This is a genomic window from Pseudolysobacter antarcticus, assembly GCF_004168365.1.
Lineage (GTDB): Bacteria > Pseudomonadota > Gammaproteobacteria > Xanthomonadales > Rhodanobacteraceae > Pseudolysobacter > Pseudolysobacter antarcticus.
This window is the reverse complement of record NZ_CP035704.1, coordinates 28,842-51,734: the sequence shown is the minus strand read 5'-3', so window position 1 is coordinate 51,734 and position 22,893 is coordinate 28,842. Positions and strand designations below refer to the sequence as shown.

Annotated in this window: 24 protein-coding genes; 9 read left to right on the top strand and 15 right to left on the bottom strand. The window is 58.3% G+C overall.

From position 1 onward, the window contains the following. The first annotated feature begins 7 nt into the window (after positions 1-7). Positions 8-223 carry a hypothetical protein gene (locus ELE36_RS00350; protein WP_129831199.1) on the top strand — a complete coding sequence of 72 codons (216 nt, stop codon included), beginning with the start codon at positions 8-10 and terminating at the stop codon, positions 221-223. 118 nt (positions 224-341) lie between these two features. On the opposite strand, the gene ELE36_RS00345 is transcribed toward ELE36_RS00350, so the two are convergent. The 3 genes from ELE36_RS00345 to tfpB all read right to left on the bottom strand — a co-directional run bounded on the left by ELE36_RS00345 (position 342) and on the right by tfpB (position 3,973). Beyond that, positions 342-1,145, bottom strand: a complete 804-nt coding sequence (locus ELE36_RS00345; RefSeq protein WP_129831198.1) for a glutamine amidotransferase — start codon at positions 1,143-1,145, stop codon at positions 342-344. A gap of 97 nt (positions 1,146-1,242) precedes the next feature. After that, a protein-coding gene (locus tag ELE36_RS00340; protein WP_129832135.1) for an IS5 family transposase occupies positions 1,243-2,032 on the bottom strand; the annotation gives its coding sequence in 2 pieces (ribosomal slippage) (positions 1,243-1,771 and positions 1,770-2,032; 792 coding nt in all). A 108-nt stretch (positions 2,033-2,140) separates the two neighbouring features. Further along, complete coding sequence (tfpB, locus tag ELE36_RS00335; protein WP_129831196.1) at positions 2,141-3,973, bottom strand: type IV pilus assembly ATPase TfpB; 1,833 nt, start codon at positions 3,971-3,973, stop codon at positions 2,141-2,143. A gap of 75 nt (positions 3,974-4,048) precedes the next feature. On the opposite strand from tfpB, the gene glyQ reads away from it, so the two are divergent. After that, positions 4,049-4,972 carry a glycine--tRNA ligase subunit alpha gene (gene glyQ / locus ELE36_RS00330; RefSeq protein WP_129831195.1) on the top strand — a complete coding sequence of 308 codons (924 nt, stop codon included), beginning with the start codon at positions 4,049-4,051 and terminating at the stop codon, positions 4,970-4,972. Continuing rightward, positions 4,965-7,115, top strand: a complete 2,151-nt coding sequence (gene glyS / locus ELE36_RS00325; protein WP_129831194.1) for a glycine--tRNA ligase subunit beta — start codon at positions 4,965-4,967, stop codon at positions 7,113-7,115. Before glyQ ends, glyS begins: the two co-directional genes overlap by 8 nt. A gap of 238 nt (positions 7,116-7,353) precedes the next feature. On the opposite strand, the gene ELE36_RS00320 is transcribed toward glyS, so the two are convergent. The 8 genes from ELE36_RS00320 to ELE36_RS00285 all read right to left on the bottom strand — a co-directional run bounded on the left by ELE36_RS00320 (position 7,354) and on the right by ELE36_RS00285 (position 13,326). Beyond that, complete coding sequence (locus ELE36_RS00320) at positions 7,354-8,091, bottom strand: SDR family oxidoreductase (protein ID WP_129831193.1); 738 nt, start codon at positions 8,089-8,091, stop codon at positions 7,354-7,356. Positions 8,092-8,183: 92 nt separating this feature from the next. Further along, a complete protein-coding gene (locus ELE36_RS00315) occupies positions 8,184-8,888 on the bottom strand; it encodes a carboxymuconolactone decarboxylase family protein (protein WP_129831192.1) in 705 nt (234 codons plus the stop codon). A gap of 162 nt (positions 8,889-9,050) precedes the next feature. Continuing rightward, complete coding sequence (locus ELE36_RS00310; protein ID WP_207215830.1) at positions 9,051-9,530, bottom strand: putative quinol monooxygenase; 480 nt, start codon at positions 9,528-9,530, stop codon at positions 9,051-9,053. Further along, on the bottom strand, positions 9,527-10,504 hold the full coding sequence (locus tag ELE36_RS00305) for an amidohydrolase family protein (protein ID WP_129831191.1): 978 nt from the start codon (positions 10,502-10,504) through the stop codon (positions 9,527-9,529). The genes ELE36_RS00310 and ELE36_RS00305 overlap by 4 nt, the downstream gene beginning before the upstream one ends. Positions 10,505-10,593: 89 nt before the next feature. Further along, the gene (locus tag ELE36_RS00300) at positions 10,594-11,280 is read right to left on the bottom strand and encodes a type 1 glutamine amidotransferase domain-containing protein (RefSeq protein ID WP_129831190.1); all 687 of its coding nucleotides are present in this window, start codon (positions 11,278-11,280) and stop codon (positions 10,594-10,596) included. Between the two features lie 11 nt (positions 11,281-11,291). Then, positions 11,292-12,341, bottom strand: coding sequence for an NAD(P)-dependent alcohol dehydrogenase (locus ELE36_RS00295; protein ID WP_129831189.1), 1,050 nt, complete (start codon positions 12,339-12,341; stop codon positions 11,292-11,294). An 86-nt stretch (positions 12,342-12,427) separates the two neighbouring features. Further along, the gene (locus tag ELE36_RS20900; RefSeq protein ID WP_277987061.1) at positions 12,428-12,553 is read right to left on the bottom strand and encodes a hypothetical protein; all 126 of its coding nucleotides are present in this window, start codon (positions 12,551-12,553) and stop codon (positions 12,428-12,430) included. Between the two features lie 203 nt (positions 12,554-12,756). Continuing rightward, positions 12,757-13,326 carry a flavodoxin family protein gene (locus ELE36_RS00285; RefSeq protein ID WP_129831188.1) on the bottom strand — a complete coding sequence of 190 codons (570 nt, stop codon included), beginning with the start codon at positions 13,324-13,326 and terminating at the stop codon, positions 12,757-12,759. Between the two features lie 206 nt (positions 13,327-13,532). Here ELE36_RS00285 and ELE36_RS00280 point away from each other — a divergent pair, with 206 nt between their 5' ends. The 3 genes from ELE36_RS00280 (at position 13,533) to ELE36_RS00270 (ending at position 15,482) form a co-directional block, all read left to right on the top strand. Then, entirely contained in the window at positions 13,533-14,621 is a 1,089-nt protein-coding gene (locus ELE36_RS00280) for a LysR family transcriptional regulator (RefSeq protein WP_242512324.1), read from the top strand. A gap of 68 nt (positions 14,622-14,689) precedes the next feature. After that, the gene (locus tag ELE36_RS00275) at positions 14,690-14,971 is read left to right on the top strand and encodes a DALR anticodon-binding domain-containing protein (protein ID WP_129831187.1); all 282 of its coding nucleotides are present in this window, start codon (positions 14,690-14,692) and stop codon (positions 14,969-14,971) included. Positions 14,972-14,999: 28 nt separating this feature from the next. After that, the gene (locus tag ELE36_RS00270) at positions 15,000-15,482 is read left to right on the top strand and encodes a nuclear transport factor 2 family protein (RefSeq protein ID WP_129831186.1); all 483 of its coding nucleotides are present in this window, start codon (positions 15,000-15,002) and stop codon (positions 15,480-15,482) included. 88 nt (positions 15,483-15,570) lie between these two features. Here the strand turns inward: ELE36_RS00270 and ELE36_RS00265 are convergent, their stop codons facing one another. Both ELE36_RS00265 and ELE36_RS00260 read right to left on the bottom strand, forming a co-directional pair. Beyond that, complete coding sequence (locus tag ELE36_RS00265) at positions 15,571-16,014, bottom strand: hypothetical protein (protein ID WP_129831185.1); 444 nt, start codon at positions 16,012-16,014, stop codon at positions 15,571-15,573. 22 nt (positions 16,015-16,036) lie between these two features. Then, positions 16,037-16,603, bottom strand: a complete 567-nt coding sequence (locus ELE36_RS00260; RefSeq protein ID WP_129831184.1) for a hypothetical protein — start codon at positions 16,601-16,603, stop codon at positions 16,037-16,039. 124 nt (positions 16,604-16,727) lie between these two features. Here ELE36_RS00260 and ELE36_RS00255 point away from each other — a divergent pair, with 124 nt between their 5' ends. Next, positions 16,728-17,579 carry a rhomboid family intramembrane serine protease gene (locus ELE36_RS00255; protein ID WP_129831183.1) on the top strand — a complete coding sequence of 284 codons (852 nt, stop codon included), beginning with the start codon at positions 16,728-16,730 and terminating at the stop codon, positions 17,577-17,579. Between the two features lie 62 nt (positions 17,580-17,641). Here the strand turns inward: ELE36_RS00255 and ELE36_RS00250 are convergent, their stop codons facing one another. Next, positions 17,642-19,387: a DUF885 domain-containing protein gene (locus ELE36_RS00250; protein WP_242512323.1), complete on the bottom strand. Its 1,746-nt coding sequence runs from the start codon at positions 19,385-19,387 to the stop codon at positions 17,642-17,644. A gap of 198 nt (positions 19,388-19,585) precedes the next feature. On the opposite strand from ELE36_RS00250, the gene phhA reads away from it, so the two are divergent. Further along, the gene (phhA, locus tag ELE36_RS00245) at positions 19,586-20,479 is read left to right on the top strand and encodes a phenylalanine 4-monooxygenase (protein ID WP_129831182.1); all 894 of its coding nucleotides are present in this window, start codon (positions 19,586-19,588) and stop codon (positions 20,477-20,479) included. 21 nt (positions 20,480-20,500) lie between these two features. Here phhA and ELE36_RS00240 read toward each other — a convergent pair whose 3' ends face one another. Next, positions 20,501-21,358, bottom strand: a complete 858-nt coding sequence (locus tag ELE36_RS00240) for a helix-turn-helix transcriptional regulator (RefSeq protein WP_242512322.1) — start codon at positions 21,356-21,358, stop codon at positions 20,501-20,503. A 126-nt stretch (positions 21,359-21,484) separates the two neighbouring features. Here ELE36_RS00240 and ELE36_RS00235 point away from each other — a divergent pair, with 126 nt between their 5' ends. Further along, positions 21,485-22,783 (top strand): choice-of-anchor Q domain-containing protein, encoded by a 1,299-nt coding sequence (locus ELE36_RS00235; protein ID WP_129831181.1) that lies wholly within the window; start codon positions 21,485-21,487, stop codon positions 22,781-22,783. Positions 22,784-22,893: the final 110 nt, after the last annotated feature.

Here is a 22,893-nt window from a genome sequence, read left to right as displayed (position 1 = left end):
CGATCGCATGAAAAAAACAGCAGCAGAAGTCGACGATACCCGGGATGCCAGTCTGCGGGTATCAAAGCGTGTGCGTGACAGTCTCAAGGCCGCTGCGGCGGTGATGGGGCGTCCGTTGTACGACGTTACCAACGAGGCAATCAGCAATTATCTGGCGTCGGCGAAAGTGGGCGATCCGCTCGCGGCGGCGCGCAAGAGCATGGGCATCAAGGCGCGCAAATAAACGCGATCTTTTTGCGCGGCACAAATCTCAGAAACACGGTTATCGCAGCCATCGGCTGCGACACCATTCGCATCGAAAACCGACAATCTCCGAATAACGCGCGATCTGCGTGTTGTGCTCAATTGCGCGCCAGGCGCAGGAAACGCCGCAGCAAACGGCGTGCATCGGGGCAAGGTTTTACCGAACCCAATAACGCGTCGGCATCGAAGCCTTCCTGTTTCAGTTCGGGCGTGCGTTTGTGGATGTAACCGCGCATCGCATGTGTGCTGAATTCGGGATGGAATTGCACACTCCAAGCGCGTCGCGAATAGCGCAATGCATGGCAATCTTCGAGTGCCGAGCGTGCCAGCACGACGGCATCGCGCGGCGGTTTCAATACGCTTTGCAGATGTGTCGCGTGAGCGCGGAAGCGCGATCCGAGCGGGCTGAATAGATCGTCGCTGCGCGCGGCATCATGTGCGTCGATATCGATTGTTCCCATCTCGCGGCCACGCGGGTTATATCCCACCTCGCCGCCCAGCGCGTGCGCCATAAGCTGATGACCGTAGCACACACCGAACAATGGCAGCTGCTGCTGCATCGCGCCGCGCAACCATTCGGCGGTGCGCTCGCTCCAGTCGTGACGATCGGTCACCATCGCGCCGGAGCCGGTGATGATCGCCGCACCAAAACGGCGCGCATCCGGCAACTTTTCACCGCGCTCGACATGCGTCACGGTAACGTGCCGTGCATGCAGTTTAAGGCCAGTACGAAACCAGTGCGGGAAATCGCGATGGCGTGCGCGCAAATGCGGCAACGCCGTGCCGGTTTGAATGATCAGCACCGGCAATGAATCGCGCACTAGCGAAACCGGCAGTCGAGAATGCTCGATGCGATCAAAAACGCTGTTCGGCACGGAGGTCAGGTTGTCATCAAGGTTCATTCGCAAATCCTAGCAAACGTTTTCTGAATCACATCCCACATCCTGCCGCATCACTCGTCACCGACTTATGACGATTGCGTATTTGCTTAGAACCTGTTCAAAGTCTTTTGAGCAGTAGCGTGAGGAAGGCAAGGTGAATGAACTGGAGGCTGGTATTGAGCTTGCGCTCGCAGTTCTTCCAGAGTCGTCGGCATTTCTCCAACCAGGCGAAGGAGCGCTCGACCACCCACCGCTTCGGGATAACGGCGAAGGTATGCAATTCATTGCGTTGGGCGATCTGCACGGTGGCACCGATGGCGCCTTGGACCGCTTCGGCAAAGGGCTGGCCGACGTAGCCGCCATCCGCTAGGACACTTTGTACCCGATGTAGGTTTGCCTGACATCGATCTATCGCCTGCAAGGCGCCCTTGCGATCGGTGACTTCCGCTGTAGTCACCGCAATAGCGTGAGGCAGTCCCTGCGTATCCACGGCAATATGCCGCTTGATCCCCGAGACCTTCTTGCCGGCATCGTAGCCCTTATGCGTCGCCGTGTCGGTGTTCTTTACGCTTTGTGCATCAACGATCAAGAAGCTCGTCATGGCGTTGCGCCCCTGCTTGATACGCACCGCGCCCACCTGATTTTTTTAACGCCCGCTCCAGCAGGCTGATGCCGTTCTCGTCAGGCTCGCTCCAGATCGAAAAGTACGAATGCACCGTTCGCCATTTCGGAAACTCCGTGGGCAGCATGCGCCACTGGCAGCCGCTTTTGAGGAGGTAGCGGACCGCGCAAAATACCTCGTACAGATCCACCCGACGCGGGCTGGTCTTCTTGCGTGCGCTTTCCAGCAAAGGATGAATTTGCTCAAACTGGGCGCGACTGATGTCACTCGGATAGGTTGATCTCATTCCGCCAGTATCAGCACGCCGGTCTCATAGATTGAGACTTTGAACAGGCTCTTAAGCCCCGATGATAAGAAACACAGCATCGATGAATCCTGTCTTTTTCGGTTTTTCTCAATCGATCGGCGGCAGTACGCCAGCCACTTCCGCGATCGTGGTTACACCACGCGCGACTTGCGCTGCGGCACTCACACGCAGCGGTCGCATGCCTTGCGCGAGCGCGATTTCGCCGAGCTTGCTGAGATCGGTCGCGGCCTGAATCTGCTGCCGCAACGGTGGTGTGATCGACAACATTTCATAGATTCCGGTACGCCCGAGAAAACCGGTGCGACGACATTCCAGGCAACCTTTGTGCATGAATCCGCGCGCTGGCAACGGCAGATTCCAACGTCCGACCAGGCCTTGCCAGTCCTGCGCATCAAGCTTGGTTTCGACTTTGCAATGCGGGCACAAGGTACGCACCAAACGCTGCGCGACAATGCCGGTGAGCGTGGATTGCAGCAGGTAATACGGCACGCCGAGATCGAGCAAACGCGTGATCGCCGACGGCGCATCGTTGGTATGCAGCGTGGATAAAACCAGGTGACCGGTCAGCGATGCCTGCACCGCCATTTGTGCGGTTTCGAGATCGCGGATTTCGCCGACCATGATGATGTCGGGATCTTGTCGCAGCAGCGTGCGCACGCCGGCGGCGAAGTCCAGATCGATCGCCATCTGCACCTGCATCTGGTTGAATTCGGGCGCGACCATTTCGATCGGATCCTCGACCGTGCAGACGTTGATGTCCGGCGTGGCGAGATATTTCAGCGTTGAATACAACGTCGTGGTTTTGCCCGAACCGGTCGGGCCGGTCACGAGCACGATACCGTGCGGACGCTCGACCATCACGCGCCAAGCTTCGGCTTCGGTCGGACTGAAACCGAGCTGCGAAAATTCCTTGACGACGACATCGGGATCGAAAATACGCATCACGATTTTTTCGCCGAACGCGGTCGGCATGCTCGACAGACGCAACTCGACTTCGCGCCCGCCAACGGAGCGCGTCTTGATACGACCATCCTGCGGCCGGCGTTTTTCGGCGACGTCCATGCGCCCGAGAATCTTGATGCGCGAGGTCACCGCCACCATCACCGGCGTCGGCAACTCGAACACCTTGTGCATCACGCCATCGATGCGGAAACGAATCTGGCTGGTATCGCGGCGTGGCTCCAAATGGATATCCGACGCGCGCTGTTCGAACGCGTATTGCAGCAGCCAGTCGACGATGTGCACGACATGACGATCGTCGGCACCGACTTCGCCGGATTTGCCGAGCTCAACCAGCTGCTCGAAATTCAGGATGCCACGACCATCGGGCACATCGCTATTGCTCTTGGCATCGCGCGCGCGCTGGATCGAGCGCTGCACACCGTAGAATTCGGTGAGGTAACGATTGATGTCGATCGGGCTCGCGACCACGCGCTGCACATCGCGGCGCAGGATGTGGCCGAGATCGCTGAGCCAGCGCATGTCGAACGGTTCGGCGGTGGCAAACACCACCTGCAACTCGGTCACCGCCACCGGCAGGATGCGATAACGATTGGCGTACGCCTGCGACACCACTTGCGTGACCACGGCAGCATCGATCTTCATCGGATCGATTTTCAGATACGGCAAACCGGCCTTCTCGGCCAGCCATTGCGTAAGCGTCTCCAGACTCAGCGGCTTGCCCGGCTGACGCGCATTCGCGAGTTTGAGATTGGCGATCAACACCAGCGGATGCAGTTCGAGCCGACCGCGCTGAGTACGCACATCGGCGCGCACGCGCTTGGCATCTTCGGCCACGATCAGGCCATCGACGATCAGCGTGGCCAGCACCGGTTCCAGTTCCAGGCGTCGATGCAAACCGATGCCGGGCGCCAGCGTATCGGCGGCGGACAGAACGGTAGCTTGCGGTAATGTGGCCATGCTGGCTCCGTGAAGGCGTGTATTGCCCGGCCCCGTTATACTAACGCGCTTTACGCCACGATCATTAATGAGCTTATGTCCGGCCTGACTTTTCAAGATGTAATCCAGACTCTCAACCGCTACTGGGGCGAGCAAGGCTGTGTGCTGATCCAGCCGTTCGATACCGAAGTCGGCGCGGGTACGTTTCATCCCGCCACGTTCTTGCGCGCGCTCGGGCCGGAGCCGTGGCGCGCCGCGTACGTGCAGCCGTGCCGCCGACCGACCGATGGTCGTTATGGCGAAAATCCAAATCGCCTGCAGCATTATTACCAGTACCAGGTGGCGCTGAAACCGAACCCGGACAATATTCTGGAGTTGTATATCGATTCGCTGAAAGCGCTCGGCATCGATCCGCTCGTGCACGATTTGCGTTTCGTCGAGGACAACTGGGAATCACCGACCTTGGGCGCGTGGGGACTCGGCTGGGAAGTCTGGCTCAACGGCATGGAAGTCACGCAGTTCACGTATTTCCAGCAGGCCGGTGGCCTCGAATGCAAACCGGTGCTCGGCGAAATCACCTACGGCCTCGAACGCCTCGTGATGTATCTGCAGAACGTCGACAGCATCTACGACATCGTCTGGACAACCGCACCACATGGGCCGGTAACTTACGGCGATGTATTCCATCAGAACGAAGTGGAACAGAGCACCTACAATTTCGAACACGCGAATGTGGCGGCATTGTTCGGCTGGTTCGATACCTGTGAAAGCGAGGCAAAAAAACTTGTCGAGGCCGGTTTGCCATTGCCCGCTTACGAGCAGGTTTGCAAAGCCAGCCACGCCTTTAATCTGCTCGATGCGCGCCGCGCGATTTCCGTGACCGAACGCCAGCGCTACATTCTGCGTGTGCGCACGTTGTCACGCGCCGTGGCCGAAGCGTATTACGCGCAACGCGAAAAACTCGGCTTTCCGGGATTGAAGAAACCTGCTGCGAACGGCAAGGAGCAGGCGCATGTCTGAACTCAAATCTTTATTGATCGAAATCGGCACCGAAGAACTGCCGCCGAAAGCTTTGGATGATCTTGCCGCAGCCTTTGTCGCTGGCATTGTCGATGGCCTGACCAAGCGCGGCATCTCTGCCGATACGAGCAATGCAAAGCTTTTTGCGACGCCGCGCCGACTTGCCGTGCTGGTGCCGCATGTGGCGACGGAACAGCCCGAACAAACTTCGGAACGCCGCGGCCCAGCCATGAACGCCGCCCTCGATGCGAGTGGCCAGCCGAGCAAGGCGCTGATCGGTTTTGCGCAAAGTTGTAGTGTCACGGTCGAGCAATTGCAGAAACTCGAAACCGACAAGGGTGCGTGGTTTGTACATCGTGCGGTGAAGCCTGGCCAGCCGACCGCGGCATTGATGCAGGAGATCGTGATCGAAGCCCTGAAAGCACTGCCGATTCCGAAAGCGATGCGCTGGGGCGATCACGATTTCAGCTTTGTGCGGCCGGTACATTGGCTCGTGATTCTGCACGGCGAGCAGGTGATCGATGCAGAAATCTTCGGCATCAAATCGGATCGTTTTTCGCGCGGGCATCGTTTCATGGCGCCGGAAAAATTCGATGTGGTTTCCGCCGATTTGTACCAAACCAAATTGCTGGAAAAAAAGGTCATCGCTAATCCGATTGATCGCCGCAATAAGGTCGCATCGGTGGTCGAGCAAACGATCAATGCGTTGGGCCTGGCATTTGTCGAACCGGTCGCATTGACTGCTGAAGTCTCGAATCTGGTTGAATGGCCAGTCGCGATTCATGGCACGTTCGATCAAGCATTTCTCGACGTGCCGAGCGAGGCATTGATCGCGACGATGCAGAACAACCAGAAATTTTTTCCGGTGTTCGATGCAAACAATAAACTGACCGAACATTTCATCGGCGTCGCAAATATCGAATCAAAAGATCCGGCGGAAATTCGCAAAGGTTATGAACGCGTAATTCGTCCGCGCTTTGCCGATGCGAAATTCTTCTACGACGAAGACCGCAAACAACCGCTCGAAGCGCAGCTCGAAGCCTTGAAGTCGGTGACGTATCAGCAGTCGCTGGGTTCGGTCTGGGACAAGAGCATGCGTGTGGCCGAACTCGCGCGCGTGATCGCGAATCGTGTCGGTGTAGACGCGGCGCTCGCAACACGCGCGGCAGCATTGTCGAAATGCGATCTGATGACACGCATGGTCGGCGAATTTCCCGAGCTGCAAGGCGTGATGGGGCGTTATTACGCGAGCCAAGGCGCCAAGCCCGAACATGCCGATGTCGCGCAGGCGCTTGATGAATTTTATGCGCCGCGTTTTGCTGGCGACAACATCGCGCAAGGCAAACTTGCGCAGGTGATTGCCGTCGCCGAACGTGTTGATACTCTCGCTGGAATTTTCGCAGTCGGGCAAAAGCCGAGCGGCAACAAGGATCCGTTTGCGCTGCGTCGCGCCGCACTCGGATTGGCGCGCACCTTGATTGAAGCAAAGCTCGATCTGGATCTGCGCGGACTGCTCAGCGAAGCATTTGCGTTGCTGCCGGAAGCAGCATTGCAAGCTGGTTTGCCGCGTGGCAAGGATGGCAAAACCGCGATACTTGATGCGGGCGCACGACGCACCGAACTCGCCGCAGAAATTCTCGATTTCATCCTCGATCGTTTGCGTGGTTATTACGCCGACCAGGGCATAAGCGGCGATGTATTCGAAGCGGTACGCGCGGTGGAACCGGCCACGTTATCGGACTTCGATCAGCGCATGCATGCCGTCGTCGAATTCGCCAAACTGCCGGAAGCACAAGCACTCGCCGCCGCCAACAAACGTATCGGCAATATCCTGCGCCAGGCCGATGCGAGCGAAATCGGCGTTATCGATTCCGCGCAGCTTGAAGCCGGTGCCGAAGCGGATTTGCATACAGCCGTCACCGCGGCATCGAGTGCGATAAAACCGCTGCTCGCGACACGTTCATACGTCGATGTGCTCAAACATCTGGCGGATTTGCGCGCGCCGGTAGATGCGTTTTTTGAGGGAGTGATGGTGATGGTCCACGACGCGGCGAAACGCCGCAATCGCCTGAGCCTGCTCGCGCAATTGCGCCGCATGTTTCTCGAAGTTGCGGATATTTCACTGCTGCACAACGTTGCGTGATCCGTCTGCAAACATCAGAGAAATGACCATGACCAGCGCTGCGGAAATCTGACCCGAGTCGGCGGCACCGACTCAACCAGACCGACTACGGATATGCAGTCTGACGCTCGTTGAACCCGCGCAGCATTGACAAGTACGAAGCAACACAGAGAACCACAGGACGACCAGCGGTGGTGCGAAGACTCAGGGCAAAAGCGTCACTCGCACGGCGTTGACAGTAGGTCTCTTACGGCGTCCGTTAGGCGCTGTTCATGCGTTCGAACAACGCCTCGCCCTGGGTACGTGTATTGACAGACATACCAACTAAAATTTCGTCATGGTCGTTTTCCAACTGGACGAGCGCTTCTGCAGCGAACGTTTCCGGGGACATCGCGGGACGACTGGCTGTGCCCTTGCTGCGGGTTCCGCTACCCAGGCCAGTATCCACGATGGGCGGGACCATCTCCACGACCCTGACACCCGTTCTTTTTAGCTGGTGCCGCAAACTGAGTGTGAAGGAGTGCATGGCCGCCTTGGTGGCGCAGTAGACCGGGATATCCGCCATGGGTACGAACGCAAGGCCGGAACTGACATTGATCACGGTTGATTGCGGTTGCCGTTTCAGCAAAGGCAGCATTTCACCGATCAGGCGGATCGGCGCGGTGAAGTTGATGACCACCTCTTTCTCGAGCTCGTCGAGCGCGACGGCTTCTTCAAATATGCGACGATATTGAACGCCGGCATTGTTGATCAGCATGTTGAGCGTGGGGTGTGCCGTATTCAACCATTCCACCATCGCACGGCGGCTTTCGGTATCAGCGACATCGCAAACACGCGTGACGAGTGCCGGTACTTCTGCCTGCGCATTTTGAAGCGCTTCCGCGTTCCGTCCGCAAATGATGACGCGGTTGCCGCGTTCCGATAGTTGCCGCGCAAGCGCAAACCCGATGCCGGTCGCGCCGCCAGTAATGAGAATGGTGTTTGCTGTCAGGTTCATTATTGAATCTCCTTTCTGTGGGTGCGTACCTAATGTCGGCTATTCAAGATAGCCGCGGTGCATAGCGCAGGGTGTGCCGATACCGCAATGGATCAATGCTGCAGGCCACTCGACAATTGGGCGTCCAGTGCGGCTTGCGCGCGCTGGCCCGCATCCGCGCTTACGCGTTCGGCAAGCACCTGAATGAGCTGCCGCAATTGGGCAGCGCTTACGCCCACGTTCATACTGATGCGCATGTGGGCCTGCAGCTGGGGCTCCACGCCCGGCATGGCAGCCAGAGCCGCGACCGTGGCCAACTCACGGCTCTGCCAGTCGAGGTTGTCACGCGCAAAAATGTCGCCGAACAGGTGTGTTTTCAAATACAGATCGATGGCTGGCGCAAATTCAAACAGCGGGCCTTTGACCGGCGCACCCGAGAGCTTGGTCTGATTCGCCGTGCCTGCGTCCAGCAATGCGGCGCCCTGCGGAACAGGGCAAGAATCTAGACCTGGGGCGTCCACGATGCCATCCTGCTTACGCGTCTGAAGCAGTTTCATCAACTCGGTCAAGGCATTGATGCTACGGGGGAATCCCGCATACGCATACATCTGCACGAGGATTTCCTTGCAATCGCTGATCGACAGGCCGACATCCAAACCCCGTCCGAGCGCAATGTTCAGTCGCGCCAAATCTCCGATCGCAACGTGCGCCGCAATCGGTACGATCGCCTGCTGTTTCGCGGAAAGCGTAGTTTCGGTGGTCATAGTGATGAGTTGCTCGCTAATGGAAGACGTGGAGTTGATCGCGTGGCGCGGCATGGCGACGAGACCCGTGAGAAACGCCATAGCACCGACTAAAGATTCGGAAATTGAGCGCTACTTTCTCAGAGGCTGCACATCGTTTCTCCATTCCCTCGGGTCTAAGCTATTGTCATGCACGTTTCGTGATGATCGTGGCAGCGACCGTAAGCGGCATCGACATCAGTGATCCGAATGCTCCCAATACGCCTTGGCTCCCAGCACAACGGGATCGACATCGAGAAATGTCCGCGACGTCACCATTTTTCGCGTAGTTTCGAAAAACTTTTGAAAATGCGCGGTCTCGCGGTGAGCGTTGTACGCAGCTTCATCCTTGTACATCTCGAAGACCTGGAATCGGTGCGGATTTTCCTTGAGGGAGACCGCATATAACGTGAACACGCCGGGCTCTTCGCGCATGGACGTGGAGGCGATCTCCTGAAGTGCCGCCGTGAATTCCTCGAGATGCCGCGGATCGACGTCCAATTGCGCGATGCGCACGTAGGGCGCTGCGGCCGGTCGTCCACCGGCGGTTGAAGTCCACAATCCTAATGTTTGCATGGTTGCATTTCCCGCCTGCGGCCGGTTTGTTTGAGCAACGACGACGTGTGCGAACAAGCAGCTCGTCAGCGCGAATACGAGACGCAGCGTGCGAACGTTCACGACCCAATTCCGGTCAACTTTTCCCAATTGGCGTGCGCGAATTTCCGCTTGTCATCTTCGTTCAGTTGCAGCGTTTCAAGAAAGCGACGGGCATCCCCGCCCCGTCGGTACTGGTAGGGAAAATCTGTCGAAAACAATATTCGCTCGAGGCCGACCGCTTCGATCGCCCGACCTAGATAGGCCGGGCTGAACATGCCACTGGCGGTCAGATAGAGATTGTTGCGCACGTAGTCGACGAAGGGGTGCACCAGTTCCGATACTCGGTCAAGCATGGCAAGGCGCTCAAGATAGAAGATCACCAATTCACCCCAGTGGCCGAGGATCACTTGGAGGTTCGGATGCCGGTCAAATACACCGGCCAGCACGATACGCACAAACTGGATGCCGGCTTCGTAATGCCATCCAAGGCCGAAGGTCGACAGAGCGAGATCGATCGGTGCGCTGAACCCTGCATAGTAGGCGTCACGAACGCTCGCTTGCGGAATCTGCGGATGGATCAACAGCGGGATGCCCAGTTCAGCCGCACAGGCGAAAGTCGGCTCGAACATCGCATGATCAAGGTTTTTGTCACCAACGCGGCCATAAAGAATGGCCCCCTTGCAACCAAGCTCCTCGACACAGCGTCGAAGCTCTCGTGCAGCGGAGTCGGCATCCGCGAATGGCAGCGCCGCGAGCGCCTGAAAGCGGGAAGGGTTGGCAGCCACGGCCTCGGCCAGGAGATCGTTGGCACGACGTGCCAGATCAATGCCGCGATGCCCCAGGTTGTTGAGGCCCGGTGTCGTCAGCGAGAGAACCTGCACATCGACGCCGGTTTCGTCCATCAGCGCCAATCGCTGCTCGGCGAGGTCTGCCAGACGTTCGCCGAGAACGCCCGCATTCAGCGCGAGCGTCCCGTCATCGGCACCATGAATTGACTTCCACGCATGCCTCACCTCATCAGGAAGAACATGCTCTTCGATGGCGATGATCTTCATGTGAGATGCTCCCGTGATCTTGAACGTGACATTGGCAGAATGGGGTTCTGGATCGGACGCGTCATCGATTGTTCGCGACTCTTCGCAGCTCAAGACTTCGCGGCAAGGTGATCGACGATAGCTTGACCAACCCCATGAGCCGAAGCCGGGTTCTGGCCAGTAATGAGGCGGCCATCGACCACCACCTTCTCCGTCCAATTGGGCGCCGGCTGATGCAGCGCGCCACGCTCCTTGAGAGTGGTCGCTAACAGATACGGCACGACATGCGTGTACTTGACCTCGGCTTCCTCCTCGTCAGTAAAGGCAGCCACTTTCTTGCCAGCAACAAGATAGCTGCCGTCCGAGAGCGTTGCATTCACCAGTGCAGCCGGGCCATGGCAGACCGCGGACACAATGCCGCCGCTCTCGTAAATCTCGCGGATCACGCGCTGCACTGCCGGACTATCGGCGAAGTCCCACATCGTGCCATGGCCGCCGGCAAAGAAGACCGCCGAATAGCGTGACGGATCGAGATCGCCGAGGATCAGCGAATGAGCCAACGCATCGCGGAAGCCCTTGTCTTTCCAGTAGTGGGCGTTGACGGGATCAGACAGGTCGAAGAAGTCGATCGGCGGATGACCGCCGCGGATCGAGGCGATTTCCACCGGGATGCCAGCCGCCTCGAAAACTTCGAGCGGATGCGTCAGTTCGACCAACGCGAAACCGGTCGGCTCGCCGCTGTCACCACGGATCGGATGGCTGGTAACAACGCACAGGACGGGCTTGATGTCTGCCATAAATTTGTTCCTTAGGATTTGAGGGAAGCCATGTCGATGACGAAGCGATATTTCACGTCACTCTTCAAAATGCGCTCATAGGCTTGGTTGATCTGCTGGATGGAAATGATTTCGACATCCGAGACGACGCCGTGTTTTCCGCAGAAATCGAGCATTTCCTGCGTCTCGGCGATACCGCCGATGAAGGAGCCCGTGATCGCCCTGCGACCACGCACGACCGCGCCGGCATTTACCGGCGTTCCCAGAGGTCCCATGTAGCCGACCAGGACTAGCACGCCTTCAAGAACCAGCGTCGGCATATATGGGTTGACGTCATGGTCATAGGGCACCGTGTCGATGATCAAGTCGAAACGGCCGGCGACGGCTGCCATCTGTGCCGGATCGCCCGACAACACCACATGATCGGCACCGAGACGGAAGGCGTCCTTCTCCTTGCCGGACGAACGCGTAAACAGGGTGACGTCGGCACCAAGTGCCTTCGCCAGCTTCAGCGCCGTGTGGCCGAGACCACCAAGGCCGATCACGGCGACCTTGCTGCCTTCGCCGACATTCCAGCGGCGCAGCGGCGACCAAGTGGTAATGCCGGCGCAGAGTAGCGGGGCGGCGCCTGCGGGGTCCATTCCTTCTGGCAAAGTGAGAACGAATTTCTCCGTCACCACAATCGCATTGGAATAACCGCCGAAAGTCGGCATCCCGTCATGCCTGTCGATGCTGTTGTAGGTGTAAGTCGCGCCTTCGGCGCAATCCTGCTCCCATCCCTTCAGGCAAGGCTGACAATGCTGGCAGGAATCGACCATGCAGCCGACGCCAACTAGGTCGCCCGCCTTGAAACGTTGCACCGCGGCGCCAACCTGCCGGACCCGGCCGATAATTTCATGCCCCGGGACGATGGGATAGCTGGTGAAGCCGCCGTGGTTGCGAGCCAAGTGGAGGTCCGTGTGGCAGACCCCGCAAAACAGTATGTCGATGACGACGTCGTCCGTCCGGGGCTCGCGTCGCTCCAATGCAAGAGGCGCGAGATCCCCGCTGGCCGATTGAGCGGCGTAGCTTAAAACGTTCATGATCTGAATTCCTTTCTATCGAAACTGGTGCCGTTGAAGTGCGCAACGACGCCTGCCACGAAACACACAGTGAAGGACCGGAAATATCAGGCGTTACCTGGTGCGAAGAGCAATTCCCAGTTCAGGAAAGGACCGAGCGGAATGACTTCCCAATCAATGATCCCGGCCTTGGCCAGCGGGAATTCGCGCAAGGCTTGTTTGGCGGCTTCCACCGAATCGCATTCAGCGATGAGGGCAACCCCGGGCGATCCTGGCGGAAATATAAATCTCGCACGATGCCGCTCTTGTAGAGCTGCCATGCGTGGCGGGCTTCGTCCAGCAAATGCGGTTGATACTTTTCCAGGCTGGCACCAGGCTGAGGGATGTCGAGGCAGAGCAGTTTCATGATGAGACTCCGTGGTCGGGGGAAATAAGATCAGGTCGGTTGGAGCCGGCGGACGGTCTCGGCCACCCGCTGTCCGAGGTAAGCAGCGGTTTCCAAATCGCTCTTGATGGGGGTGTCATCAGGCCCTTGGTCCCCGTTGGATTGGGCCATCGCACCTAGCCAGCTACCCAAGCGGTTGAGGTCATGCACGCTGCCACGACTGGTGTCGTTACCGGGCTTCAGATCGAGACCTACCCACAGCATGCCGTGCTGAGCGGCAAACAGCGCCATCGAGATCAGCGAGTTCAGCTTATCGCCATTTTGCGCACCTGAGTTTGTGAACCCCGCGGCAACTTTGTTGCGCCATTTCATCTGGTTCCAGGCAGCCTTGGTGGAGTCTTCGCAGAATTGCTTGAAGCGCGCGCTGGGTGAGCCACTGTAAGTGGGTGAGCCGAAGACAATGGCATCGCTTGCCTCAAGCACTTCCCAAGGTATGTGCCCTTCGGACACAGGGATCAGACGCACCTCTGTACCCTCCACCCGGCGCACGCCCTCGGCCACGCTTTGGGCTTGCTTGGCCGTGTGGCCATAGCCGCTGTCATAGATAATCGAAATCTGCATCGGGAGTTCTCAAAGGTAAAAAGATGGTCACGGATGCGGCGCTGTAGGTGACAACAATTCGATTGGCACCGACGCGAACATTGCAGCCGCATTGAATGGAGAAAATGCTACTGTAGAAATGGGTGCGTTAGTGGCGATAGTTTTTCCCATCTTTGTAGAATCAAACGCTACGATTAAACAGCTAAGCTATGTTCTGTGTGAGCGGAATGCGTCATGCAGGCAGCCTGACAAGGAAACAGCCTTCTGTTGCGAAGGACGCGCGAACCTTTTTTCCGCTGGCGGAGGCATTGATGAAAACGGACATGCGAGGTCGGTTGGATGGCGTGGCGGTCTTCGTAGAGGCGGTGGGGGCGGGCGGGTTTGCCCGCGCGGCCAAACGCCTGGCGCTATCACGATCAGCTGTGGGCAAAGCGATCGCGCGCCTGGAAACACGCCTTGGCGTGCGCCTCTTTCATCGCACGACGCGAACCCAGAACCTGACCGAAGACGGTCATGTCTACTACGAGCGATGCTTGCGGGCGATCGAAGAACTGCGCGCTGCCGAATCGCAACTGGAATCCGGCAAACAGGAAGTCGCCGGACGTTTGCGGATCACCATGCCGGTGTTGTTCGGCCGCTACTGCATCGCCCCAATCCTGCTGGACTTTGCAAGGCTGCACCCCAAATTGGAGCTCGAGCTGAGTTTCAGCGACCGTCCGGTCGACCTGATTGCCGAAGGATTCGACCTCGGTATCCGAAACGGCGCATTGGGCGAGGCGACTGGACTGTGTGCCCGACGTTTGGCGACTCAGCCGAAGGCGTTATGTGCGGCTCCTGACTACCTGAAAGCCCGTGGCCAGCCTGACACTATCGAAGCTCTGGCCACGCACGATGTATTGATTCACTGTCGCATGGGCAATCCGTATCCTTGGCTGTTAGCTGACGCGAATGGTCGCTTGATCGAAGTCACGCTCGCTTCGCGCCTGCGGCTTGATGATTTGGAAGTGACCGCCGATGCGGCCGTGGCAGGCATGGGTCTTGCGTGGTTGCCGCACTGGCTTATCCGTGAGCGCATTCAGGCCGGTACGCTTGTTCCGTTATGGGAGAACCGGCCCTCAGCGTCGATGGATAGTCATGCGGTCTGGCCGGTGACTGAATACATGCCGCTACGTGTGCGCCTCGCCATCGACACGCTCCTCGAAAAATTGCCGGAGGCGCCGGGAGTGCAGGTACCCACGGCACTTCCAGGTTGGCACATGCAAGGCGTGACAGCCAGTGGTTCACCATCATCGCGGGGAAAGCGTAGTGTGCGCTGATGCAGATCGTGATTTACGAGCACGATGGGCAACGATGGCGGATAGCTAACGCTTATCGATAAGTCTAGTTGTTGATTTGCGCCCAGATCGAAACCGGCGCCGAAGCAAATTTGCATGCGGCGATAGCAGCAGCATCGAGTACGATAACGCCGCTGCTCGCGACACGCTCATACGTCGATGTGCTCAAGCATCTCGCTGATTTACGCGCGCCGGTCGATGCGTTTTTCGAAGGCGTGATGGTGATGGTCGATGATACGGCGAAACGCCGCAATCGCCTGAGCCTGCTTGCGCAATTGCGCCGTATGTTTCTCGAAGTCGCGGATATTTCATTACTGCACAACGTTGCCTGATCCATTTGCCAACAGCACAGGAATTACCATGACCAGCGCTGCGGAAACTCGCCCACCACTACCGCCGTTCACGCTCGAAACGGCGCTGAAAAAAGTTCGCGCCGCGGAAGATGGCTGGAACGGTCGCAGTCCGGAAAAGGTTGCGCTGGCGTATAGCGAAGACAGCCAGTGGCGCAATCGTTCGGAGTTTTTCCAAGGCCGCGCGGCGATCGTCGAATTCCTCACGCGCAAGTGGGCGAACGAGCACGATTATCGCTTGATCAAGGAACTCTGGACGTTCGGCGACAACCGTATCGCGGTACGTTTTGCCTACGAATGCCACGACCAAAACGGCCACTGGAAACGCGCGTACGGCAACGAGAATTGGGAGTTCGACGAACGCGGATTGATGCGTATTCGCCATGCCTCGATCAACGATGTGGCGATCGATGGATCCGAACGCAAATTCTTTTGGGATCGAACCGGCCCGCGACCGCTCGATCATCCAAGCCTCAGCGATCTTGGTTTGTAGCGCACGCTTGCAAAGCGGCGTGAGCGCACATCTGTTGCGCTCATTTCTATCCTGGAATTAAGAAGCGGACCCGCGAATGTTGAGCCTGTTAGTCTTCAGTGTGGAACCCGCGCAACCAGTGGTTAAAAACCTTTAACCCGCCACCAAAATACCAAATCAATAGTCCAGCCTCCCCTAGCAAAGAGACAATTATGTGCGGCCACAAATAGGGCCAAAGTTCTCGTTTGCCATTAATCTCATTTGAGAACCCAATGTCGCGTTTGACGACACGACTTCCGGGTTCCAATGCCTCGGATTCGAATTCGTAGCCAAAAGGGGCAAGCTCTCCCGATGTCCCGTTGGCGCTGCGAGTGACGTAATGAGCCTCACATCTATTGTTCAGCGGCTGTTCGCACACAGCGTACTTTGATACAACAACAAAATCAGCCGAAAAGCCAAAAAAATAGAACAACTGATAAGTGCTAGCGCATGTAGCAACGGCACTACACCCTAACAGTGCTGTAAAAAACACAAATAAAAATACTCGTTCCATATGAAAACGGCCTATCGCCGCCTTACGGTTTTTCCGGCACCAGCGTCGCGCTGCCGATCGCCCCGAGCAAATCCTTGTCGCCATCGCGCAGCGTGTTTCGCGACAAAGCGGTGAAGTCGAGCAGCAACGGGCCGACCGGATACGCACCGTGCAGCATGTATTGGAAATCGCCGGCCTGCGGCGCGCGATCCGTCAACGCATACCAATATCCCGCGCCGACGTTGCCGTGCAATTCCTTGAGGTCGACCTGTTGCTCGGTCGCGGTGAACAACTGGCCCTCGCCGGCTTTCTGCATGAGTTTACGCAGCGCCTCGGGCGTGTTGAACGTGGCATCGGGCGGCTTGGTCCAGAGCACGACCACACGCATGCGCATCGCATCGCCTTTGCTCGGATCGAACTCGATCATCGGCGGTTGATTCGCCGGATTGTCCAACACTTTCATCTGCCATCCCGCAGGCACGTTGAACACCAACCTGCCTTTTCCGGGCAGCGTAATTTCCTGGGTTGCTCCCGCCGCGATGGCGTTGCCGACCGATAAAAAACCGAGCATCGCGAGGAGAAATAAAACGTTGCGATATTGATGGATCATTACGGCGATTCCCGACTACAGATCAGGCATTCTGCCATAGGCGTGCACGGCATCGCTGGCGTTGCTTGATCGCGCCAGCGGCTCGCCACTTGCGATACATACACACCGCCACCAAGTCATCGCGATGAATACTCCCGTGTTCGATCTCGATCCCGTCAATCCGAGCACCGTGCTGGTGCGCAACGACCGCGCGCGGCTGCGGCTGGCATTTCTCAGTGCGCTGGCGCTAGTCGGCGGCCTGTGGCTGTTGTGGATCGCGACGATCTCGCTCGGTTGGTCGAACGATGATCTTGCGTTGCTGCCACGTACCTGGCGCGGCCTGCTCGGCATCCTCACCGCGCCGCTGGCGCATGCGTCGCTCGCGCATCTGGTTTCCAACACAGCACCACTGCTGTTGCTCGGCACGCTGACGCTGTATGCGTATCCGCTCGCGGTGCGCCGTGCGCTACCGCTGATCTGGATCGTGAGCGGCCTCGGCGTGTGGTTGTGGGGCCGACCGTCGCATCACCTCGGCATCAGCGGAATCATCCACGGCCTGATGTTTTTCCTGTTCGTGATCGGCCTGCTGCGCCGCGATCGGCTCGCGATCACGATTGCACTCGCGGTGTTCTTTTTCTACGGCGGCATGGTCATGACGGTGTTGCCGCACGAATCGGATATCTCGTGGGAATACCATTTGTTCGGCGCGTTCGGCGGCGCCATCGCAGCGATCTTGTGGGATCGACTCGATCCATTGCCGGCGCGCAAGAAATACAGCTGGGATCTCGAAGAAGAACAGCGTCGTTATGCCGAGGAACACGCGCATGATGACGAATTCGAACCAACGCGCCCGCATCACGTGCCGGTACTTTGGCATCGCCCGGAAGCGATGACACAACGCCAGCGCAACGCCGGCAATGTGCTCCAGTTTCCCGATCCGCACGAGCCGCGACGCATCGCCGTGGTCGACGCCGAAACACAGCGCGACGAACGCTAGCGTCGATTCATTTCGCAGTGTTCACGCGCATCATCCCCGATACGCGTGAACACCGCAGTGTCTTAATGCGACTCGGCGATGAACGCGTTGATGCGTTCTTCGAGCAGCGGCAGCGGCACCGAACCGAGGCTCAATACCGCATCGTGGAATGCGCGAATATCGAATTTTGCACCAAGCTGTTTTTCCGCGCTCGCGCGCAGCTCGCGGATTTTCAACTCACCGAGTTTGTAGCTCAGCGCCTGCCCCGGCCAGCTGATGTAGCGATCGGTTTCGGTTTCGATTTCGTGTTCGGATAACGCCGTGTTGTCGTGCATGAAGGCCAGCGCCTGCTCGCGCGTCCAGCCTTTCGCATGCATGCCGGTATCGACCACGAGCCGGCACGCGCGCCACATTTCGTAAGTCAGCCGACCGAAGTTTTCATACGGCGTTTGATAGATGCCCATCTCGACCCCGAGATGCTCCGCGTACAGCGCCCAGCCTTCGCCGAACGCCGAGATATAACTGTAACGACGGAACGGCGGTTGCTCACCCTGCTCATTCGCGAGTGCGCCTTGGGTGTGATGGCCGGGTGCGGATTCGTGCAAGGTCAGCGACGGCAAAGTATACAAAGTGCGGCTTGGCAAATCGTAGGTATTGACCCAATAAAATCCGGCGGCGTGGCTGCCTTCCGCCGCGCCCGCATAACGGCCGCTGGTATAGAACGGCGCGATTTCCGGCGCCACCGGCGCGATGCCGAACGGCTGGCGCGGCAGCTTGCCGAAGAAGTGCGGCAATTGCGCATCGATGCGCTTGGCGATCCAGCTCGCGCGCATCAGCAACTCTTCCGGCGTCTTGGCGTAGAACTGCGGATCGGTGCGCAGGAATTTCAGGAACGCGGCGAAGTCGCCCGAGAATTTCACATCCTTGATGATCGTTTCCATTTCGGTATGAATGCGCGCGACTTCTTTCAGGCCGATCGCGTGAATTTCTTCCGGCGAAAGATTCAGCGTGGTGTAGGTGCGAATCTGCTGCTGATAAAAATTCTTGCCGTTCGGCAAGGCATACGCGGCGATGCTCTTGCGCGCCTTCGACACGTATTCGTTCTGCATGAACTTGAGCACTTTGGCGTAAGCCGGAATCACGTGATCGTGGATCGCCTTGCTCGCCTCGGCACGCAGTTGTTCGGCGTCACTGGCCGAAATCGAATCCGGCAATTTCTTGAACGGCGCGTAGAAACCGCTGTCGCTGGTTTGTTTGATTTCGACCTGGCCACGTAACGCCGCATCGCGGCCGGTCAACACCACCTGCGGCACGGTGATGCCGCGTTTGATGCCAAGGCGCATCAGCTCGATGTTCTCGTCGAAATAACGCGGCACATCGTTGAGGCGCGCGATGTAATTGCGATAATCGCTGATCGTGGCAAAGTTCAAACTCTGCGGCAACTGCGCGAGATCGCCGTAAAAACTCGAATCGCTGTTCAACGGCAGCAGGTAATCCTGCACCTCGATCGAGCCGACCGCGTTGGTGATCTGATCCTTGTAAATCGCGTAGTTGACCTGCTGCGCCGGCGTGAGCTGGGCGCGGTCGATCGTCGCGAGTTGCTTGAGCACATCCTGCAGATAACGCTTGTGTTCGAGCTGGGTTTTTTCGGTCACCGATTCGAGCCGCGTGTCGTAGTCGTGCACGCCGACATTGGTGGCGAGTTGCGGCGATTCCTGCAAGCGCCAGTTCCATTCGCGCTCGTACAACGCGCGGAATTTGTCGTCGGCGCTCTGCGCCTGCGCGATCATCGTCGCACCCATCAACACTATCGCCAGCCAGTTGCGCATCGCAGATTCTCCGTCTTCGAGCCACAGAGCTTAGCCTGCGTGGCGAGTTGCGCCTAGCGTGCTGGAAGTCGTGTTTTGGCGCTTGCTCGTTCGTCACTCGTGCAGACGGGAATGACGGATATTCGGCGATAACCGCAGCGAACCCGGTTGCGATTAAACTAGCCGCTGCATTCTCGCCATCGATCCAGGGCCACAGCCATGAACGACAACACCCCACGCCGCGTTGAACACCAGCAAACCGACAAGGGTTATGTGCCGGTCTACACCACCGGCATCGTCGAGCAGCAGTGGGACAATTACACCGCGACCGAACACAGCACGTGGGCGACGTTGTTCAAGCGCCAGTGGGAGTTGCTGCAAGATCGCGCCTGCCCGGAATTTCTCGAAGGCGTGCAGACGCTTGGCATGACGCCGGACAAGATTCCGCGCTTCGCCGATCTCAACAAGCAACTGCGCGAGGCAACCGACTGGAAACTCGTCGCGGTCGAAGGTCTGCTGCCCGAGCTGGTGTTTTTTGATCATCTCGCCAAGCGCCGTTTCCCGGTCACGTGGTGGATCCGCCGCCCCGACCAGCTCGACTACATCGCCGAACCGGATCTGTTCCACGACCTGCTCGGCCACGTGCCGCTGCTGATGAATCCAGTCTTCGCCGACTACATGCAGCACTACGGCCTCGGCGGCGTCAAAGCCTCCGGTGTCGGCGACCAGGCGCTGATCCAGCTATCGCGCCTTTACTGGTACACGGTCGAGTTCGGACTGATCCGCAGCAAAGCCGGCTTGCGCATTTACGGCTCGGGCATTCTGTCGAGCAAGGGCGAATCGATCTACAGCCTCGACAGTGCCGCGCCAAACCGTTTCGGTTTCGATCTCGAACGCATCATGCGCACGCGCTATCGCATCGATACCTTCCAGAAATCCTATTTCGTGATCGACAGCTTCGAGCAGCTGTTCGAATCCACCGTGCCGGATTTCCGCCCGATCTATGCCGGGATAAAGGATCAACCGGAATTTCCAGCGGGCGACGTGCAGGATGGCGACAATGTGATCCAACGCGGCAGCGGTGAAGGCTGGACTAGCGAAGGCGATTTTTGATTATCGCTTGAATGTTCATGCTCAAGCTGCAGGAGGTTTTGGCTTGATGACGGAAGCGCCCTGACTCAGCCAAAGCGCGGTCAGTGCGGGACGGTTGTGAACACCAAACTTGCTGTAAATGGATTTGATGTGGGCATGAATGGTGTTGAAACTTTTACTTGATGACCGGGCAATTTGCGTTTCCGTCTCGCCGCCAAGCAGGGCGAGCAAGACGCTGCGCTCCGTGGGTGTAAGCGGGGCGCTCGCTGCGTGAATTCCGTGGCTAAGCACGATTTGATGCTGGAGCCATCGCAGACCACGTATGGCGAGGGTAAACGGAGCCTTGGTGTCCGCTGTAAAACGTGGGTCGGTCAAGCCACGGTACAGAAAGAGATGAATCCTGACATCTTCGTTGATGGCGCATCGAGCCGATAGGTGATCGGCATGACCTACGTCCAGATAGTGACGTCGGTAATGTTCGCCCTCGAACCAGTCACGGGGCAGTGCTTCCGAAAGAAGCCTCGTCAAAAAAGGCTCATCTCCGGCAGCCCCGATGATCGCCGAGATGTCGACCTCCGGCAGCCAGAGTTTGTCGACCTGGGCCTGGATCGATGTCGCTAGCGACGGGAGAGGATGTAAAAGCCGCACCAAGCGTGGTCGCCAGCCATTGAGCAAATCACCTTCGGCAGGCGTCGGCAGCCGCACCACGACAGACCAGAGCGCATTTTTTGCGTCGAACAGGGAACACAGGCGCGACAGCATGTGATTGAGGGCATCGTCGGCTTGGCTGATGGGGAAACCAGCCAGTTCATCCCATAAGGCATATATGTCATCCGTGGTGCTATCGCGCATCGGCATTGCTTGCTGAAGGGGGTGCGCATTGTCGCCTATTTCAACCATGGGTTTGGTGCGATCTAACCTGATCAGGTTATTTCCCGAGGCACACAATCTTCGTATTCTGCTTTGTGGATAGAGTCCGTACGCAATCGCGCGTGGGTCGAACATCCAAGTGCAAGGATAAAGATCATGTTGCGTCGTTCTTCCCACCGCTGCCGTATCGCCCTGCGTGGTTGGCTGCTGCTTGCGTCCCTGACTGGCGTCGCCGCCGCCACTACGGCTGGCGCGGCTATATGCCGGGTCGACACACTCGGCGGCGGCGACGGTAGCGCCTGGGGCGTCACCAGCACCCTGCAAGGGGCTCTGACCAACAGCAACTGCACTGAACTGTGGGTCAAATCCGGCACTTACACGCCTACCAGCGGTACTGATCGCGGCGCCACGTTCAACATCCGGTCAGGGGTCAGTCTGTTCGGAGGATTTGCCGGCACCGAGAGTGTACGCAGCGCGCGCAATCCTGCCACCAACCTCACCACCCTTTCGGGCGAAATCGGTGCCGCCGGCAATGCCGACAACAGTTACACCGTCGTGTCCATGATCGGCATAAGTAGCCTTGGCAACATCACTGCCAGTACCGTGCTGGACGGGTTCACCATCAGCGGCGGCAACGGCATTGACCCTGCTACCTTCAACCGTAGCGGCGGCGGTTTGGTCTGCGATGGCCATGGCCGCGACAATGCCTGCAGGCCGACCATCAGCAACGTCATATTCAGCGGCAACTATGCGGATGGCGGCGGCGCGATGAGCAATAACGGCAGCAACTCCGGCGACGGCAGCCCGACCCTAATCAACGTCACCTTTAGCAACAACCACAGTGATGCCGCCAACGGCGGCGGTGCGATACTCAACTATGGGTACAACGGCAACAGCAACCCAACCCTGCACAACGTTACCTTCGTCAACAATGGCTCCAACCGTGGCGGCGCGATCTATAACGCGGGGTCGGACAATGGCAGCAGCAGCCCAACCCTCGTCAACGTTACTTTCAGCGGCAACAGCGCATCTGTCTCCGGCGGTGCGATGTACACCGTCGGCGGAACCCCCACCCTCAGCAATGTGATTGCGTGGGGGGACAGCGCTGCTAGTGGGTTGGAGATCGCTAGCATCAGCGCATTCACTACCATCAGCTACAGCGTCATCCAGGGCTCGGGCGGCAGCGGCGGCGGCTGGAAATCCAGCACAGGCATTGACGGCGGCGGCAATCGCGATGCCGATCCGATGTTGGGCACCCTGGCCAGCAACGGCGGCGCCACGCCAAGCCTGTTGCCCGGCGCAGGCAGCTCGGCCATCGACAACGGCAACAACGCCAGCTGCACTGGCATCGACCAGCGTGGTGTGTTGCGCCCACAAGGTCCGCGTTGCGACATCGGCGCCGTCGAGGTAATCAATCCGGATAACATTTTTGCAGACGGCCTCGAATTGCGTTGACCTACGCGGCGACGGGGTAATGGCTTCGTATCCCGTAGATTGGATGAGCTCGTAGGTTGGATGAGCGGCGCAGCCGCATTATCCGACAATTGCAGGATAAATCCGGATTC